Raw genomic sequence first — 17154 nt, 5'->3', positions numbered from 1 at the left:
AACCCGGACACACCAGATTCCGTGTCCGGAGCGATGAAACGAGAAGTTCTTCGCCTACTTGGACGAAGTCGCGGGCGCTGCGCCCTTCTGCTTGGACAGGAGCGCCTTCAGACGCGCGATCTCCTGGTCGCGCTTGGCCAGGTCGGCCTGCTCGGATGCATTACGCTGCTTGAGATCTTCGACTTGCTGCTGCAGATCCTTGGCCTGCGCCTGCTGCTGGGCCACCTTCTTCTGCATCTGCTTCAGCTGCGTCTGCGTCGAACCGCTCCCGGCCTGTGCCATGCACGCGCCCGCCAGAAGCAGTCCGGGCAGCATCCATCCCCAACGTTTGCCTGACATCATTTACAGGTACTCCTCGATCAGAATCTGTGCCACTTGCACGGCATTCAGCGCCGCGCCCTTGCGGATGTTGTCGGCCACCACCCATAAGTCCAGTCCGTTGGGGTGGGAAATGTCCTCGCGAATGCGGCCGACCAGCACCGGATCCTTGCCGGCGGCGTCGCCGACCGGCGTGGGATATCCCCCGTCCTTGCGCTGATCCATCAGCACGACGCCCGGCGCCTGCGCCAGCAGTTCACGCGCCTGCTCGGCGGTGATCCTGTCGCGGGTCTCGATGTGCACGGCTTCCGCATGGCCGTAGAACACCGGCACCCGCACGGCGGTCGGGTTCACCTGGATCGACGCGTCTTCCAGAATCCGGCGCGTCTCCCAGACCATCTTCATCTCTTCCCGGGTGTAGCCGTTGTCCATGAACACGTCAATGTGCGGGATCACATTGAACGCGATCTGCTTGCTGAACTTGTCGATCTCGGGTTTCTGGAAGTTCAGCAGCGCAGCGGTCTGACGCCCCAGCTCTTCCATGCCCGAACGCCCCGCCCCGGACACCGACTGATAGGTCGCCACATTGATGCGCTCGATGCCGACAGCGCGATGGATCGGCGCCAGCGCGACCATCATCTGCATGGTCGAGCAGTTGGGATTGGCGATGATGCGGCGGCGCTCGTATTCGGCGATGGCGTGCGGATTGACCTCGCTGACCACCAGCGGCACGTCCTCGTCATTGCGGAATTCCGAGGTGTTGTCGATGACCACCGCGCCAGCCGCCGCCGCACGCGGTGCGTGCTCGCGACTGACCGCACCGCCGGCGGAGAAGAAGGCGATATCGATATCCGCAAAATCATAGTCGGCCAGATTGCGAACCATGATTTCCTTGCTGCCGAACTCGACTGTGCCGCCTGCCGAGCGCTCGCTGGCCAGCGGCACCAGCGTGTCCACGGGCACTTCGCGTTCGGCCAGCAGGGCCAGCAGGGTTTCGCCCACGGCGCCGGTGGCGCCCACGACGGCAATGTTGTAGCTGCTCTTGCGACTCATGGGTTCAGGACATCTCGGAGATTTTCAGGGGAAGCGTACAAACGGGTGCGGGCGGGCGTGGGGCGACATTCAGGCGATACGAGGCCGGATGTCGCCGACGTCGCCGCATTGCGCGCGATGGCGCAGGGCGTGATCCATCAGCACCAGTGCCATCATCGCCTCGGCGATGGGCGTGGCACGGATGCCGACGCAAGGGTCATGACGGCCCTTGGTCACCACCTCGGTGGGTTGGCCGTCGAGATCCACGCTGCGGCCGGGAATCAGGATGCTGGACGTCGGTTTCAGGACGATCGAGGCGCGAACCGGCTGGCCGCTGGAAATGCCGCCGAGAATGCCGCCAGCGTGGTTGGACAGGAATCCGTCGGCGGTGATTTCGTCGCGATGCTCGCTGCCCTTCTGCGACACGGCCGCGAAACCGTCGCCGATCTCCACCCCCTTGACCGCGTTGATGCTCATCAGCGCCGACGCAAGCTCGGCGTCGAGCTTGCCGTAGACCGGCTCACCCCAGCCCGGCGGCACGCCCTCGGCGACCACGTCCACGCGCGCACCGACCGAATCGCCGGACTTGCGCAACGCGGTGATGTAAGCCTCCAGCTCCGACACCATGCCGGCGTCGGGCCAGAAGAACGGATTGGCCTCGACCGCGTCCCAGTCGAACGCGCGCGGGGTCAGCTCGCCGAGCGCGGAAAGATGCCCGCGCACCCGCACGCCGTGATGCTCGGCCAGCCATTTCTTGGCGATCACCGCCGCCGCCACGCGCATGGTGGTCTCGCGCGCCGAGCTGCGTCCGCCGCCGCGCGGATCGCGCACGCCGTATTTGTGCCAGTACGTGTAGTCGGCATGGCCGGGACGGAAGGTGCGCGCGATCTCCGAATAGTCCTTGGAACGCGCGTCCGTGTTGCGGATCAGCAGCGCGATGGGCGTGCCGGTGGTCGCGCCCTCGTACACGCCGGACAGGATCTCGACTTCGTCCGCCTCGCGGCGCTGCGAGGTGTAGCGCGACTTGCCCGTGGCGCGCCGCGCCAGATCGGACGCGAAATCGCCGGCGTCGAGCACAAGACCCGGCGGACAACCGTCCACCACGCAGCCGATGGCCGGCCCGTGGCTTTCGCCGAAGGTCGTCACCGTGAGCAGTTTGCCGAATGCGTTGCTGGACATGGCTGATTCGAGTGGCGCGAATACGCTAGCGTCGGTCGTTCCGCGCGCGCTTGCAAGCCCCGCTTATGCCTTCGCGCGCTTTGCGGCGGCCGCGTGGATCGCATCGGCATGCTCGACGAGGTCGCGGCGCTCGATCGCGAACACGCCCATGGGACCGGTCTGGAACTCCAGCCACACGAACGGCACCTCGGGCAGCAATGCGCTCAGCGCATGTTCGCTGTTGCCTACCTCGACAATCATCAGCCCCTGCTCGGTGAGGTGTTCGGCGCCTTCGTCGAGCATGCGCAGGCACAGGTTCAGTCCGTCCTCGCCCGAGGTCAGACCCAACTGCGGCTCGTGCGCGTACTCGCCCGGCAGCGCGTCGTACTCGGCCTGGCTGACATACGGCGGATTGGAAACGATGAGGTCGTAACGCTCGCCGTCCAGCGCATCGAAAAGGTCCGACTGGACGGCACGGACACGATTCGCATCGACATGCTGGAAAGCCATATTCTCGCGGGTCAGCGCCAGTGCATCCTCGCTGACATCGACCAGGTCCACGCGCCAGTCCGGCTGGTACGCCGCCATGGCGATGCCGATGCAGCCCGACCCGGTGCACATGTCCAGTGCGCGCTCGATCTCGCGTCCATCCAGCCAGGGCGAGAAGCCGTTCTGGATCAGCTCGGCGATCGGCGAGCGCGGCACCAGGGCGCGCGCGTCGGACTTGAACTTCAGCCCCGCGAACCAGGCCTCACCGACCAGATAGGCCACCGGCACGCGCTCGTGCAGACGGCGCTGAATCAACGCCAGTACTTCCGTGCGTTCCTGCGCGGTCAGGGTCGCGGCGCCATAGGCTGGCGGCAGATCCGGCGGCAGGTGCAGCGCCGCGAGCACCAGCTGCGTAGCCTCGTCGATGGCGCTGTCCTGGCCATGGCCGTACATGAGCTCGGCAGCGGAGAAACGGCTGGCGCCGTAGCGGATGAAGTCGACGATGGTGGCGAGTTCGGCGGTCACGCGGCGCAGCCCTAGAAAAACGACGCACAAGTATAGAGGAGCCGGGCGCGCGAAACAGGCACCGAACCGACCGCGCGCGCCGCCCAGCCCCTATACTTCGCGGATGAAATCCAAGGTCCTGCTCCAATACCTGCTCCCGCACCGCTTCCTGTCGCGCATCGTCTACTGGGCGACGCGCTGGACATGGGCGCCCTGGAAGAACTTCCTGATCGGCCAGATCGTGCGGCGATACGGCGTCGACATGCGTCAGGCCGCACAGCCCGATCCTCGCGCCTATGCGCACTTCAACGAGTTCTTCACGCGCGAGCTGAAACCGGATGCACGGCCGCTGGACGCCGACCCGCGCAGCATCGTCTCGCCGGCCGACGGCCGCATCAGCCAGGCCGGGCGTATCGAGGAGGGCCGCATCTTCCAGGCCAAGGGGCAGTCCTACACCGCCGCCGAACTGCTCGCCGACGAAGCCGCAGCCGGCCCCTACCGCCACGGTCACTTCGCCACCGTGTACCTGTCCCCACGGGATTACCACCGCGTGCACATGCCGATGGACGGCGAGCTGGTCTCGACCCGCCACGTGCCGGGGCGCATCTTCAGCGTCGCACCGTTCGCGGTCGAGGCGATTCCGCGCCTGTTCGCGCGCAACGAGCGCCTGATCTGCCACTTCCGCGGCGAACACGGCCCGTTCGCGGTAATCCTGGTCGGCGCGATCCTGGTTTCGAGCGTATCCACGGTCTGGGACGGTCTGACCATCCCGCCCTATGCCAGCCGCATCACCGATCGCGACGCCAGCGGTCGCGGCATCCGGCTCGCGCGCGGCCAGGAAATGGGCCGTTTCAACATGGGATCGACAGTCATCGTTCTGCTGCCTGAAGGCAGTGGCGAACTGGATCCGGCGCTGCACAGCCAGCAACCGGTCCAGGTCCGTCAACGGATCGGCCACGTGTAGACCCACGCCCTCAAACTGACGTAACGCGTCAGTTTGTGACGCAAAGGGATAGATTTCCCGCTCAGCTCTGGCTATGCTCGGCTTTCACGCTTGATATGCGCCTGCTGGCGTTGGCACGTGGAGGAACACCGGGGTGAAGCCGATACAGGTCGTCAATCGCATTCTCGCGATGACTCGAATGATGAAGCTGGGTCGCCAACTGCGCGAGATCGAGAACGCGATCTTCGCCCTGCCCGCCCCGATGGGGCGTCAGGTCGCCAGCATCACGGCTCGCGAACTGGAACTCGCCTCGCGCTGCGATCCACCGTGGATGTACGGCACCCCGCCCGAGGACGAAACCACCGCCTGGGGCTCCGGCGCCGACATCGGCATCACCCGCGTACGCTCGGACAATCCGCAGGTGCGCATGCGCGGCATCGGGCTTTGGCTGGCAGTGATCTACCACGAGACGAATGCCTCTGACGCACCCGGCGCCGCCGACCTGCACCGCCAGGTCATGCGCGTGGTTCGACAACTCAAGGAGCGGCTCGGCGAATCCACCGCCACGACGGAATCCGCCGCTTCCGATTCCTCTTCGACTTCTGCCGCCGTGGCCTGATCTCCCCGGCGTTCGCGCTGCGCATGGCCCGCCAGGGAGAGGGGGCCATGCCAGGCAATATCAGCGCCTGCAGCGCGGCAGCTTCAACCTGCGTCCGGCACGGATCGCGTAATGCGGCGGGTGCAGATGGTTCATGCGCGCCACTGTCCGCAGATTCGAGCACCCCAGACGTCGCACGATGCCGCTGAGCGTGTCGCCGCGACGCACGCGATAATGGCGCATCCGCATCCAGGCCGGCATCGTCGGGTCGCTCGCGGCATGCAGATCGGCCGCCAGCTCGGGCCAGTGCCCACCCGTGCAACTGGCCGCATAGGCCTTTTCCAGCACCTTCGGCGCATTCAGGCGCGCGCCCTCGGGCTGCGCCTTCTGCGGATTGAGACGCGGATTGAGATTGCGCAGCACGCGGAACCAGCCGTCTTGCTTGCCCCCGGCCTCGCCCAGACACACGGTCAGCTCGGACAACGATGCCGGACGCTGCAGCACGATATGACCCGGACGCACGTCCAGATGCGGGAACTTCAGGTGATACCGGTGCGGATGCAGGAACAGCCATGCCGCCGCCAGCACCATCGGCACGTAGTCGCGAGTCTCCGCCGGCAGCGAGAAATAGATCTTCGGGTCGTAGAAGCTGATGTTGTCGCGACCGTCGACCAGACGCCGCACGCGGCCCTCACCGCCGTTGTAGGCCGCCAGGGTCAGCTCCAGATTGTCGTTGAAGACCTTCAGCTGTTCGTCCATGTAGGCCGCGTTGGCCTTGGCCGACAGCGCCGGGTCGAAACGCTGGTCGAAACCGTCGACCGTGCCGAGGCCGAAACGGCGGCCGGTCGAATACATGAACTGCAGCGGCCCGGCAGCTCCGGAACGCGACACTGCATGCACCTTGCCGCCGGACTCCTTGGCCAGAATGCCGAACAGGATGGCCTCGGGCAGATCCGCCTTGCGGTAGGCCGGCCACATCTCGTAGCGCATGTATTCGTAGTTGACGTACGCGTTCATGAGTTGCGGACGCAGCCAGGTCAACCATTCTTCCAGCGCGGCCTTGACCGGACCGTTCATCGCGATCAGGTCGGACAGCTTGTGCCCACGCAGCAATGTGACACTCTGCTGCGCGCGCGGCAACGCCTGGATGACCGGAGAAGAGGCATCGCCGGCCACTCCCGCATCGGGCGTGTCCGGCAGCGTGTCACCTTCGTCGCCGGCGATGAAGCTGCCGTCCTTCAGACGCAGCAGGTGGTCGAACACCGAGAAGAAACGCTGCGGATCGCAGCCGGGCGTATCGCCGCACTTCGCGGCAGCATCCTTGAGCTGATCCAAGGTCTCGTCCAGCGTCTGATCAGCCTGTTTCTTGTCGCCACTGCGGGCCAACTGCAGCGCATCCTCGTACTGCCCGCTGGCCTGATCGAGCTGCGCGTACAGCGCATTGACCTGCTGCTCGTTCACCGGCGCGCTCGCCGCACCATCCGCACCCGAGGCACGCGTGGACGACGACATTCCGGCGCAACCGGACAGCAGCGTGATTCCCGAAACGGTGAGCGGAAGCAGAAACCGGGCAAGCCGAGACAATCGGATCATGAACTACACAACAGGCATGGCGTAAAGCCCGTTACCGTATCTGCCCTCCGACAACGGCTCAAGTGAACCGATGGGTTTTCATCGACCGGAAGCAGACTAGAATCGAAGACTCACGAGCCGGGAGGCGGACAGATGGACAACATACTGATCGGCAAGAACGACGCCGCCGCGGTAGAACTCGAACCGCGCTTCGGCAACCGTCACGGCATGATCGCGGGGGCCACCGGCACCGGCAAGTCGGTCAGCCTGATGGTGCTGGCGGAAGGCTTCTCGCGGCGCGGCGTACCGGTGTTCCTGGCGGACGTGAAAGGCGACTTGGCCGGTCTGTCCCAGCCTGCCCCCGCACCCGGTGAAAAACTCAGGGCACGCCTGGACAAGCTGGGGCTGGACGGCTGGTCGCCCAGCGCCAACCCGGTGGTCTTCTGGGATCTCTATGCCCGGCTCGGCCATCCCGTGCGCACCACCATCTCGGAAATGGGCCCGACCCTGCTGGCGCGGGTGATGGAGCTCAACGACACCCAGGAAGGCGTGCTCGACGTGGCGTTCCGCGTCGCCGACGACAACGGCTGGCTGCTGCTGGACCTGGACGACCTGCGTTCGCTGCTGAAGTTCGCCGCCGAGCACGCCAGCGAGATCTCGGCACAGTACGGACTGATCAGCAAGGCCAGCATCGGTGCCATCCAGCGCAGCCTGCTGCAGCTGGAGAAGGACGGCGCCACGCAGTTCTTCGGCGAACCGGCGCTGGACCTCGCCGATCTGATGCGCCAGGACATGTCCGGCCGCGGCGTCATCAACATCCTCGCCGCCGACCAGCTGATCCTGAAACCGCGCCTGTATTCGACCTTCCTGCTGTGGCTGCTGTCGGAACTGTTCGAACGGCTGCCGGAAGTCGGCGATGCCGAGGCGCCGAAGCTGGTGTTCTTCTTCGATGAGGCGCACCTGCTGTTCGACGAGTGCCCCCCCGCCCTGCTGCAGCGCGTGGAACAGGTGGTCCGCCTGATCCGCTCCAAGGGCGTGGGCGTGTACTTCTGCTCGCAGAATCCGGACGACGTGCCCAACGACATCCTCGGTCAGCTCGGCAACCGCGTGCAGCACGCCCTGCGCGCCTTCACACCGCGCGACCGCAAGGCGATCAAGGCCGCTGCCGAGACCTTCCCGGTCAATCCGAAGGTGGATGTGGCCGAGGTCATCACCACGCTCGGCGTCGGCGAGGCGCTGGCGACCACGCTGCGCGACCGCGGCGTGCCGAGTCCGGTCGAACCCGTGCTGGTGGTCGCGCCGGTCAGCCGCATCGGCACGATCACCGAGGACGAACGCAGACAGGTCGCTTCGCGCTCGCCGGTGGGACCGAAGTACGACACGCCGGTCAACCGCGACTCCGCCGCCGAGATGCTGGCCCGGCGCGCCGACGAGAAAGCCGCCGACGAACCTGAAAAAGCCGCAAAACAGACCAAGGCCCAGGCCGAAGAAGGCGGCTGGGGCGGCGCGCTGCGCGACGCCATGCTGGGCACCGGGCGGCGTCAGGGCATGCTCGAGGCCATGGGCAAGTCCATGCTTCGCAGCGTCGGCAGCGGCCTGGGCCGGCAGATTCTGCGCGGTGTGCTGGGCGGCATCCTCGGCGGGTCGCGCCGCTCATGAATGCCCGATCCACGCATCCAGACATCGTCGATGCCCGCACGCCGCTGAGCGAGCGCTTTTTCCGCTCGCCACTGTATCCGTTGCGCAACGCGGCGCTGCCGACGCTGGTGGCGCTGAGCATCGCGCACATCCTCACCGACTTGCTGCCGGGCCTGGTCAGTTTCGCGGCCGGCCAGGTGGTCTGGGCCAGCATCATCCTGTACGCGATGGAAAGTCTGCGCCGCACCGCGGACGGCTACGCCGATCCACCGGAAATCACGATGTACGGCGACTATGCCCCGGCCATCACCATGCTGGTGCTGCAGAAGCTGGGCTACACCGCGCTCTACATCGCCCTGATGCCGCACCCGATGGCCTGGCTGGTGCTGTTGGCCTTCATCGTGCTGCTCCCCGTCATCGCCACTGCGCTGGCCTTCGAGGACAGCCTGCTCGGCGCGCTGCATCCGGCACGCTGGGGCCGCGCCATCTATGTCTTCGGACCGGCCTATCTGCTGCCGGTGTTTGTCGGCCTGCTCGAGTACCTCAGCTACATCGGCTACATCGTCGCAGGCAGCTGGCTTGGGCATGCACTGTGGTTCACGCTGGTGATCTATCTGTGCTTGCTGCAGTTCCACCTGCTCGGCGTGCTGATACACAAACATCACGAAGAGCTCGGCCATCAGCCCGACGCCGACGTGCTGTCCGCCGCCAGCGGCCGCAATGAAGACGACGATCTGCTGCGCGACGTGGCCGAACTGATCGCCGACAACGAGCACGGCACCGCCGAAAGCCTGCTGCGCGACCGACTTCGCGAGCGGCATCCCACCGCGAGCTTGTTCGAGGCGCATCGCAACCTGCTGCGCCAGCGCGGAGATCGCGACGCGCTGCTGCGCTACGCACAGAGCCATCTCGCCCTGTTGCTGAATGAGGACCAGGTGCGCCCAGCGCTGCGTCTGGCCACCGAATGCATCCACCTGGATCCGAACTTCATGCCCGACCAACCGGAGAGCGCCGCGCGCCTGGCCGACGCCGCGGCAGCACAAGGGATGACGCAACTGGCGCTGAAACTGGCGCGCGGCTACCCCAACCGCTGGCCGCGTGATGGCCGAGCACCGTATTACGGCTTGCTGGCGGCGCGTCTACTGGCCGAGCGCATGGGCCAGGCCGCCGAAGCAGGCGTGCTTGCGAACAAGCTGCTGCAGGCGTTTGGTGATCGCCCCGAACGCGCCGAGATCGAAGCGTTCCTGCACGCCCACGACCTGCACCCGAACCGCGGCGGAGCGACTGCATGAGCCGCTGGCGCCCCCCTCCGCCGCGCTCGACGGCGATCATCACTCGCGAAGGTTTCGAGCGACTGAAGGCCGAACTGGACGAACTGTGGCACCGCAAGCGCCCCGAGGTGGTCAAGGCGCTGGCCGCGGCCGCCGCCGAGGGCGACCGTTCGGAGAACGCCGAATACACCTACCGCAAGAAGCAGCTCGGCGAGATCGACCGGCGCGTGCGGTATCTGAGCAAGCGCATTCCTTCGCTGCGCGTCGCCGATGCCGTGCCGACGCGCACGGACACCATTTTCTTCGGCGCGCACATCGAACTGGAGAACGCCGAAAGCGGGGATGTCGTGCGCTATCGCATCGTCGGGCCGGACGAGACGAACGCGCGACTGGGTCATATCAGCATCGACTCGCCGCTGGCGCGCGCCGCGCTCAAGCAGCGCGTGGACGACGAATTCGAGGCCCATCTGCCCGCTGGCGTGACCACCTACATCGTGATCGACGTCCGCTACGACCGCGAGGATCGCTGAACCGGCGCGGCCTCGCACCGCGCCGGTCCGGATGCGCTTACTGGTCGCCCTGGCTCTGCTGCATCATGCGCAGGATCTGCGCCTCGTGGGACTTGTAGAACTGCACGTTGTGCTGATTGAGCTTGCTGGTGTCGATGTACTTGGCCATCTTCGGATCGCGCTCCATGCGCACCGCCATCGCCGTACCCACCAGCGCCAGATTGGCGACCACGAACTGATGCGGCGTGAAGCCGTGCTTGGACAGCAGCGGCTTGATGCGCGGGTCGACGGAGACCAGCTGATCGGCCATGTCGTCCAGCGTATGCACCTTGCTCATGTCGAGCTGCGACTTCTTGACGTGCATGGCCTTGCCATCGGCGGTCACCGCCTGCAAGCGCGCCAGCACGTCCTGATTGAGCTGGAAGTTGGAAATCTCGGCGCGGTCGGACGCGCTCAGGCGCTGTGAGACGCCCTGCGCCATGCCCAGCACAGGCGCCAGCAACAGAAGCATCGCCGCCCAACGCAGCAGGAACATGGCGCGGTGGGCGGAAAGGAAACGGGCGTGGCGTGCGTGCATCGGCAGAACTCCTTGTGGAATAAGCCGACTGTACCGGAGTGCGGACGCCCGATCATGACGTCCGCCTAAACGCCGTAGGCGCCCGTCGCGACGGGCGCCTGACCGTCAGACCAGGCGCGCATCCAGATCGTGCTGATCCGCATCTTCCACGCGCACCTGCACGAACTGCCCCGGCTTCAGGTCATGGCCGTCGGCAATGCGCACCACGCCATCGATTTCCGGCGCGTCGGCCGCCGAACGCGCCAGCGCGCCGCCCGTGCCGACCTCGTCCACCAGCACCTGCATGGTCTGTCCGATGCGGCGCTGCAGACGCTTGGCGGAAATCTCCGCCTGCACCTGCATGAAGCGCTCCAGGCGGTCTTCCTTCAGTTCCTCGTCGATCGGATCGGGCAGCGCGTTGGCCGCCGCACCGTCGACCGGCGAATAGGCGAACGCGCCGACGCGATCCAGCTCAGCCTCGCGCAGAAAGTCCAGCAGCTCCTCGAACTCGGCGTCGGTCTCGCCGGGAAAACCGACGATGAAGGTGCTGCGCAGGGTCAGCTCCGGCACCTCGCGGCGCCAGGCCTGCACGCGCTCCAGCGTGCGCTCGATGTTGCCGGGTCGCTTCATGAGCTTGAGGATGCGCGGGCTGGCGTGCTGGAACGGAATGTCCAGATACGGAAGGATCTTGCCCTCGGCCATCAGCGGCATCAGTTCGTCGACATGCGGGTACGGATAGACGTAGTGCAGACGGACCCACGCATCCAGTTCGGCCAGCCCCTCGCACAGCTCGGTCATGCGCGTGCGGTAGGCCTTGTCGCGCCAGACGTGCTCGGCGTAGCGCGTGTCGACGCCGTAGGCGCTGGTGTCCTGGCTGATGACCAGCAGCTCCTTCACGCCGCCGCGCACCAGCTTCTCGGCCTCGCTCAGCACCTCGTTCACCGGACGGCTGACCAAGCGGCCGCGCATCGACGGAATGATGCAGAAGCTGCAGTTGTGATTGCAGCCCTCGGCGATCTTCAGATACGCGTAGTGCTTCGGCGTCAGCTTGACGCCGGTGTCCGGCATCAGATCGACGAACGGGTCGCGGCGCGGCGGAAGCGCGGTGTGCACGGCATCCATGACGCTGGCGTAGTCCTGCGGACCGCTGATCGCCAGCACTTCCGGATAGGCTTCGCGGATCAGTTCCGAGCGCTTGCCCAGACAGCCGGTGACAATGACCTTGCCGTTCTCGTGCAGCGCCTCGCCGATGGCGTCCAGCGATTCCTGCACGGCAGCATCGATGAAGCCACAAGTGTTGACCACGACGGCGTCGGCGGCGTCATAGCTGGGCACGATGTCGTAGCCCTCGACGCGAAGCTGGGTCAGGATGCGCTCGGAATCGACCAGGGCCTTGGGACAACCCAGGCTGACGAAACCGACTTTCGGATGTTCTCTCGACATGAGCGTTCTTTGGTCGCGCGGAAGCAAACGATTTATTCTACAGGGGTTTCGGCCGGTCTTCCTGCCTTGCGTCTCGAGTACAATCGAGTCGCCTAGAAGGGGATGCAGCGTGCACGACACCACTCTCGCCCTGCCCGCTCGACCGCGCGCACCACTGCGTGCACGTGTTCGCGCGTGGCTGATCGGTCTGAGCATGCTGTGCTGCAGCCATGCCGACGCCAGCGACCCGGTGGCTGCCAGCGTCGATTTTGCGCGCGCTGCACGCCCGGCCTCCGCCCTTCTGATCCAGCTCATCGACGCCTGCGAACCATGGTTGCGGGACCTTCCGCCGCTGCAGCGCGACGCCCTGTATCTGCAAGCCACGCTGCAGACCGCGCTCGGCGCGCCGCTGGATGCGGAACGCTCCTGGGAGCGCCTGTACGCACAAGCCGCGCGGGGAGGCGATCAGCGTACGCAACTGGCCGCATTGCATGCCCAGGGCGAGCTGCACACGCTGGATGGGAGCTACCGCGAACTGCACGCCTTGGGCGTCCGCATGCTGGGCTTGGCCGAGCAAGCGAACGCTCCGGCCTACACCGCCATTGCCTACAACCTGCTGGGCACGGCCGCGCGGCGGCACGGCCGACTGGTCGAGGCGGCCGACTATCATCAGCGCGCATTGACACTGCGCCGCAAACTGGACGATCGCGCAGGCGAAGCCGAGTCGCTCGCCAACCTCGGCACCACGCGACGTGACCAGGGTATGTTCGTCCGCGCCCTGGCCCTGCAGCACGATGCCCTGCAGATCCGTCTGCGACAGCCGGATCGGGCGCACCTCGATATCGCCTACCGCAACTTGGCGCTGCTGTATCGCGAACTGGCCGACACGGATCAGGCACGCCTGCACTTCCAGAAGGCGCTGGAGGCTGCACGCATGCGCCCGATTCCCGCATCGCTGGCCAGCGTGCTCGGCAGCTACGCGGTCTTCCTCAACGACATCGGGGAATACGCCGAAGCGCGCCTTCACGCCAGCCAGGCGCTCAGCATGGATCAAAGTCTCGGGAACCGCGCCTATGTCGCGCTGGACCGACTGCAGCTGGGGCGCGCGTTGAACGGACTCGGTCGTCACGCCGAAGCCATCCCGCCACTGCAAGCCGCCCTGCAAGCCGGTCGCGAAACCGCACAAACCGAGGTGATCGCCGGAGCCCTGCTGACGCTGGCGCGCACCGACCTCGCAGGCAATGCCGTACAAGTGGCCAACACCCGCGTCGAAGAAGCCATCAACCTGCTCGACGACGCTCGCATGATGCCGCTGTTGACCGACGCCTGGCATCTGCGCGAGCACATCACCACCCGACTCGGCGACCAGGCTGGCGCCTTGCATGCGCTGCGCAAATACACGCAATTGCGCGAAGACCTGGTCGGCACGCGCAGCGCGCAGCGCATCGCCGCGCTGAAGAGTCTCTATCAACGGCAACACTACGATGAACGCATTGAACTGCTGACCCGCGACAATGCCGAAAACCTGGCCCGCGCGCGGCAGCATCGCCGCACAAGAGATCTGGTCATAGCGCTGGCCCTGTCCCTGATCGCCCTGCTCGCCGTGATCTGGAACCGCTACCGTGCCACCTATCGGCTCAATCGCGAACTCGCGCACAAGCACCGCGAGGTCGAAAGCGCTCGCCATGCCCTCGAAGAGGTCAACGGCACCCTGCGCGAGCAGTCACGCAAGCTGTATCGTCTGGCCACGCGCGATCCGCTGACCGGCGTGTGCAATCGACGCCATATGCTGCAGAAGCTGGAGCGGCATATCGGTCGCGGGCGCGACGTATCGGTACTCCTGATCGACTTCGACCACTTCAAGCAGATCAACGATCGCCTCGGTCACCTGTTCGGCGATCAGGTTCTGTGCACCGGCACGCACAGCGTGCTCGAACACCTGGGACCCGGACAGCTGATCGGTCGCTTCGGCGGCGAGGAATTCCTCGTGGCCTTGTTCGACCTCTCCGCGGACGAGTCCGCGCGCATCGCCGAAACCCTGCGGCAGCACATGACTCGCGCCATGGCGCAGATCAATCCCGAAGCGCAGAATCCGATCACCGTGAGCATCGGCATCGCCACACTTTCGGAGTGCGAGCCACGCACGCTGAAGGCGCTGCTGGGCGCCGCCGATCAAGCCATGTACCAGGCCAAGGCGCACGGCCGCAACCGAATCTTCCGCCAGCAGAGCATCTGAGCACAGCCCACTTCATGAAGACTTTTTCGCTCGACACACGCCTGGAACAGGACACGCTGCCTGTCGCCGATCTCGACCTTTGCAGCGTTCGCCTGATGAACGACGCACGCTTTCCCTGGCTGATTCTGGTGCCGGCCTTGCCTGACCTGGAAGAGATCGACCAGCTCGACCTCGACCGGCGCATGCAGCTGCTCGAGGAAATCGGACAATGCAGCCACGCGTTGCGCGCCTGTGTCCAGGTGGACAAGCTCAATGTCGGCGCGCTGGGAAACATCGTGCGCCAGTTGCATGTGCACGTTGTCGCGCGCACGCAGGGCGACGACGCCTGGCCCGGTCCGGTGTGGGGAAGCGGCACGTCCCGACCCTATGACCGGGAACGTGCGTCGGCGCTCGTCCGCGCCCTGTCCGGGATGCTGAAACCCTCGCCCTAGCGAGCTGCCCGGTCTACCGAAGACTGGCTCAGTTGCCGGTCGGGAAATGATTTCCGCCGCGGGCGGTCTGACCCTTCAAGCGATCCGGCAGCGGAGGACCGTCCTCGTGCTGCTGCAGCTGAGGGATGTCCTTCTTGTCCGTAATCGCCAGGCGCATCAGTTCGCCCTTCTTCTCGTAGTACACGGCAAACCCGTAATCGAGTTCCATGCGCGCCATCGCCATCAGGTGCTTCTTGTGGATCTTGGTTTTGTCGCTGCGCTTGAGCAGCACGCGCTTGGGCAGCTGGCCCTGATCGCGCAGGTAGGCGAAATGGCTACCCAGATCCATGGCCGAAAGCACCGCGCCGTCGAGCAGGAACTGCCCGCTCTTGTACGCCTCCACCGTTACCGGAAAATTCTTCGCGACCTGGGTCGCATCCGAACCCTTCACGCCGCTGCTGCAGGCGCTCACGAGCAGGGCGGCGGCGAGCATCGCCAGCAGGGCGGCACGCGACAGCAGGTGGTTTACTCGATTCATGTGCATGTTCTCCGACGGTGCAACGTCAATACAGTGTGCAGTGTAGCGCGGCTCAGGTACGCGGCAGGGTGACGCCGCGCTGGCCCTGATACTTCCCGCCGCGGTCGCGGTAGCTGGTCTCGCACTCTTCGTCCGACTCCAGGAACAGCATCTGCGCCACGCCCTCGTTGGCGTAGATCCGCGCCGGGAGCGGCGTGGTGTTGGAAAATTCCAGCGTCACGTGGCCTTCCCATTCCGGCTCCAGCGGCGTCACGTTGACGATGATGCCGCAGCGCGCGTACGTGCTCTTGCCCAGGCAGATCGTCAGTACCTTGCGCGGAATACGGAAGTATTCCACCGTGCGCGCCAGCGCGAACGAATTCGGCGGAATGATGCATTCGTCGGCCTTAACGTCCACGAAACTCCCGGCATCGAACGACTTGGGGTCGACGACACTGGAATTGATGTTGGTGAAGATCTTGAACTCGTCAGCGCAACGCACGTCGTAGCCGTAGCTGGAGGTGCCGTAGGACACCAGCTTGCGGCCATCGCGATCCTTGATCTGACCCGGTTCGAACGGCTCGATCATGCCGTGTTCCTCGGCCATGCGGCGGATCCACTTGTCGGATTTGATGCTCACGTGTGCGAAGTCCCGTGCAATGAAGGTCGGCGGCGATCCGCGCAACATACCTGCTCGCGCGAGACGCCGCCAGAATGAAACCGGTCAGTGCTGCGGCGGCGCGCCCTGCACCACCACCTTGCCCAGTCCCAGCGATTTGTTCCGCGGCCGCAGCGACAATCGCGCTGCGGTGTTGCGTGCGATCTCGCGGTAGCGCGCGGTCAGGTCGGACTCCGGCATCGCCACCACGGTCGGCGCGCCGCTGTCGGCCTGCTCGCGGATGCGGATGTCCAGCGGCAAGCTGCCCAGCACCGGCACTTCGTACTGCTCGCCCATGCGCGCCGCGCCACCCTCGCCGAAGATGTGCTCCTCGTGACCGCAGTTCGAGCACACGTGGGTCGCCATGTTCTCCACGATACCCAGCACCGGAACCTCGACTTTCTCGAACATCTTCAATGCTTTGCGTGCATCCAGCAGGGCAATGTCCTGCGGCGTGGTGACAATCACCGCGCCGGCCACCGGAATCTTCTGCGCCATGGTCAGCTGGATGTCGCCGGTGCCCGGCGGCAGATCGAGAATCAGGTAGTCCAACGCGTTCCAGCGTGTGTCGTTGAGCAGTTGCGTCAACGCCTGCGTGACCATCGGGCCGCGCCAGATCATCGGCGTCTCTTCCTCGACCAGCAAGCCGATCGACATCATCTGCAGACCATGCGGCGTCTTCGGCTCGATGGTCTTGCCATCGGGCGAGTCCGGGCGGCCCTCGGCACCCAGCATGCGTGGCTGGCTGGGGCCGTAGATGTCGGCGTCCAGCACACCGACCCGCGCGCCCTCGGCAGCCAGCGCCAGCGCCAGGTTCGCACTGACCGTGGACTTGCCCACGCCACCCTTGCCCGAGGCCACGGCGATGATGTTCTTCACCCCCGCCAGCGGCGCCAGCTTGCCCTGCACCTGATGCGACTGCACACGGCTGGTGATCGAGACCACCGCGCTGTCGATCGCGGCATCGGCTTCCAGCGCCTCGCGCGCCCGGCGCGACAGATCCTCGCGCGCTCCCTGCACGGGGTAGGCCAGTTGCAGATCCACCGACACGCGCGCGCCGTCCACGCCCACGGCGCGGACACAGCCGCCGAAGCCGGCGCCGGTATGCGGATCGACGACACCGTCCAGGATCTTGCGAACCCGGTCTTGATCAAGAGCAGTCATGGGAGGTTTCACAGGCGAAGTTCACTCTCCATTATGCCGCAGACGTCAAGCCGGAGAGGCACGGATGGCACCCGGCATCGACTTCTATCGCAGCAGCCCTCGCCGCATGGCGCGATGCAGCTTGACCTGGCCGCCGGCACTGGGCACGCTCGAAGCCAT

General features: G+C 65.8%; 17 protein-coding genes. 7 read left to right on the top strand and 10 right to left on the bottom strand.

Annotated features, from left to right (window positions below; all coding sequences use genetic code 11):
• Positions 1–54: 54 nt before the first annotated feature.
• From HF690_RS07675 to prmB, 4 genes are all read right to left on the bottom strand, one after another.
• Positions 55–342: a hypothetical protein gene (locus tag HF690_RS07675; protein ID WP_113063400.1), complete on the bottom strand. Its 288-nt coding sequence runs from the start codon at positions 340–342 to the stop codon at positions 55–57.
• Positions 343–1371 (bottom strand): aspartate-semialdehyde dehydrogenase, encoded by a 1029-nt coding sequence (locus HF690_RS07670; RefSeq protein ID WP_113063401.1) that lies wholly within the window; start codon positions 1369–1371, stop codon positions 343–345.
• A 69-nt stretch (positions 1372–1440) separates the two neighbouring features.
• The gene (aroC, locus tag HF690_RS07665) at positions 1441–2529 is read right to left on the bottom strand and encodes a chorismate synthase (RefSeq protein WP_168609036.1); all 1089 of its coding nucleotides are present in this window, start codon (positions 2527–2529) and stop codon (positions 1441–1443) included.
• 63 nt (positions 2530–2592) lie between these two features.
• Positions 2593–3522 (bottom strand): 50S ribosomal protein L3 N(5)-glutamine methyltransferase, encoded by a 930-nt coding sequence (prmB, locus tag HF690_RS07660; RefSeq protein WP_168609035.1) that lies wholly within the window; start codon positions 3520–3522, stop codon positions 2593–2595.
• A gap of 103 nt (positions 3523–3625) precedes the next feature.
• On the opposite strand from prmB, the gene asd reads away from it, so the two are divergent.
• Together asd and HF690_RS07650 are read left to right on the top strand one after the other, a co-directional pair.
• Positions 3626–4465, top strand: a complete 840-nt coding sequence (asd, locus tag HF690_RS07655) for an archaetidylserine decarboxylase (RefSeq protein WP_168609034.1) — start codon at positions 3626–3628, stop codon at positions 4463–4465.
• A gap of 133 nt (positions 4466–4598) precedes the next feature.
• The gene (locus tag HF690_RS07650; protein WP_193568435.1) at positions 4599–5063 is read left to right on the top strand and encodes a hypothetical protein; all 465 of its coding nucleotides are present in this window, start codon (positions 4599–4601) and stop codon (positions 5061–5063) included.
• Between the two features lie 60 nt (positions 5064–5123).
• Here HF690_RS07650 and HF690_RS07645 read toward each other — a convergent pair whose 3' ends face one another.
• A complete protein-coding gene (locus HF690_RS07645; protein ID WP_240151680.1) occupies positions 5124–6554 on the bottom strand; it encodes a transglycosylase SLT domain-containing protein in 1431 nt (476 codons plus the stop codon).
• A gap of 213 nt (positions 6555–6767) precedes the next feature.
• Between HF690_RS07645 and HF690_RS07640 the strand changes: the two genes are divergently transcribed.
• From HF690_RS07640 to greB, 3 genes are read left to right on the top strand one after another with little or no spacing between them, the layout of a single operon-like run.
• On the top strand, positions 6768–8273 hold the full coding sequence (locus HF690_RS07640; RefSeq protein ID WP_168609032.1) for a helicase HerA-like domain-containing protein: 1506 nt from the start codon (positions 6768–6770) through the stop codon (positions 8271–8273).
• A complete protein-coding gene (locus tag HF690_RS07635; protein WP_168609031.1) occupies positions 8270–9544 on the top strand; it encodes a hypothetical protein in 1275 nt (424 codons plus the stop codon). The genes HF690_RS07640 and HF690_RS07635 overlap by 4 nt, the downstream gene beginning before the upstream one ends.
• Complete coding sequence (greB, locus tag HF690_RS07630; RefSeq protein WP_168609030.1) at positions 9541–10053, top strand: transcription elongation factor GreB; 513 nt, start codon at positions 9541–9543, stop codon at positions 10051–10053. The genes HF690_RS07635 and greB overlap by 4 nt, the downstream gene beginning before the upstream one ends.
• A 37-nt stretch (positions 10054–10090) precedes the next feature.
• On the opposite strand, the gene HF690_RS07625 is transcribed toward greB, so the two are convergent.
• Positions 10091–10609, bottom strand: a complete 519-nt coding sequence (locus tag HF690_RS07625; RefSeq protein WP_168609029.1) for a hypothetical protein — start codon at positions 10607–10609, stop codon at positions 10091–10093.
• Positions 10610–10714: 105 nt separating this feature from the next.
• Positions 10715–12031, bottom strand: a complete 1317-nt coding sequence (gene rimO / locus HF690_RS07620) for a 30S ribosomal protein S12 methylthiotransferase RimO (RefSeq protein ID WP_113063410.1) — start codon at positions 12029–12031, stop codon at positions 10715–10717.
• A gap of 109 nt (positions 12032–12140) precedes the next feature.
• Here rimO and HF690_RS07615 point away from each other — a divergent pair, with 109 nt between their 5' ends.
• Both HF690_RS07615 and HF690_RS07610 read left to right on the top strand, forming a co-directional pair.
• Positions 12141–14246: a diguanylate cyclase gene (locus HF690_RS07615; protein ID WP_168609028.1), complete on the top strand. Its 2106-nt coding sequence runs from the start codon at positions 12141–12143 to the stop codon at positions 14244–14246.
• A 14-nt stretch (positions 14247–14260) separates the two neighbouring features.
• Positions 14261–14677: an HIT domain-containing protein gene (locus HF690_RS07610; protein WP_168609027.1), complete on the top strand. Its 417-nt coding sequence runs from the start codon at positions 14261–14263 to the stop codon at positions 14675–14677.
• A 28-nt stretch (positions 14678–14705) separates the two neighbouring features.
• On the opposite strand, the gene HF690_RS07605 is transcribed toward HF690_RS07610, so the two are convergent.
• From HF690_RS07605 to apbC, 3 genes are all read right to left on the bottom strand, one after another.
• Positions 14706–15194 (bottom strand): hypothetical protein, encoded by a 489-nt coding sequence (locus tag HF690_RS07605; protein ID WP_240151679.1) that lies wholly within the window; start codon positions 15192–15194, stop codon positions 14706–14708.
• 52 nt (positions 15195–15246) lie between these two features.
• Positions 15247–15813 (bottom strand): dCTP deaminase, encoded by a 567-nt coding sequence (dcd, locus tag HF690_RS07600; RefSeq protein ID WP_113063971.1) that lies wholly within the window; start codon positions 15811–15813, stop codon positions 15247–15249.
• A gap of 84 nt (positions 15814–15897) precedes the next feature.
• Complete coding sequence (apbC, locus tag HF690_RS07595; protein WP_168609026.1) at positions 15898–16995, bottom strand: iron-sulfur cluster carrier protein ApbC; 1098 nt, start codon at positions 16993–16995, stop codon at positions 15898–15900.
• Between the last annotated feature and the right edge of the window lie 159 nt (positions 16996–17154).

It is taken from the genome of Oleiagrimonas citrea (assembly GCF_012395255.1).
GTDB classification, from domain to species: domain Bacteria; phylum Pseudomonadota; class Gammaproteobacteria; order Xanthomonadales; family Rhodanobacteraceae; genus Oleiagrimonas; species Oleiagrimonas citrea.
This window is presented reverse-complemented; position numbering and strand designations above follow the sequence as displayed.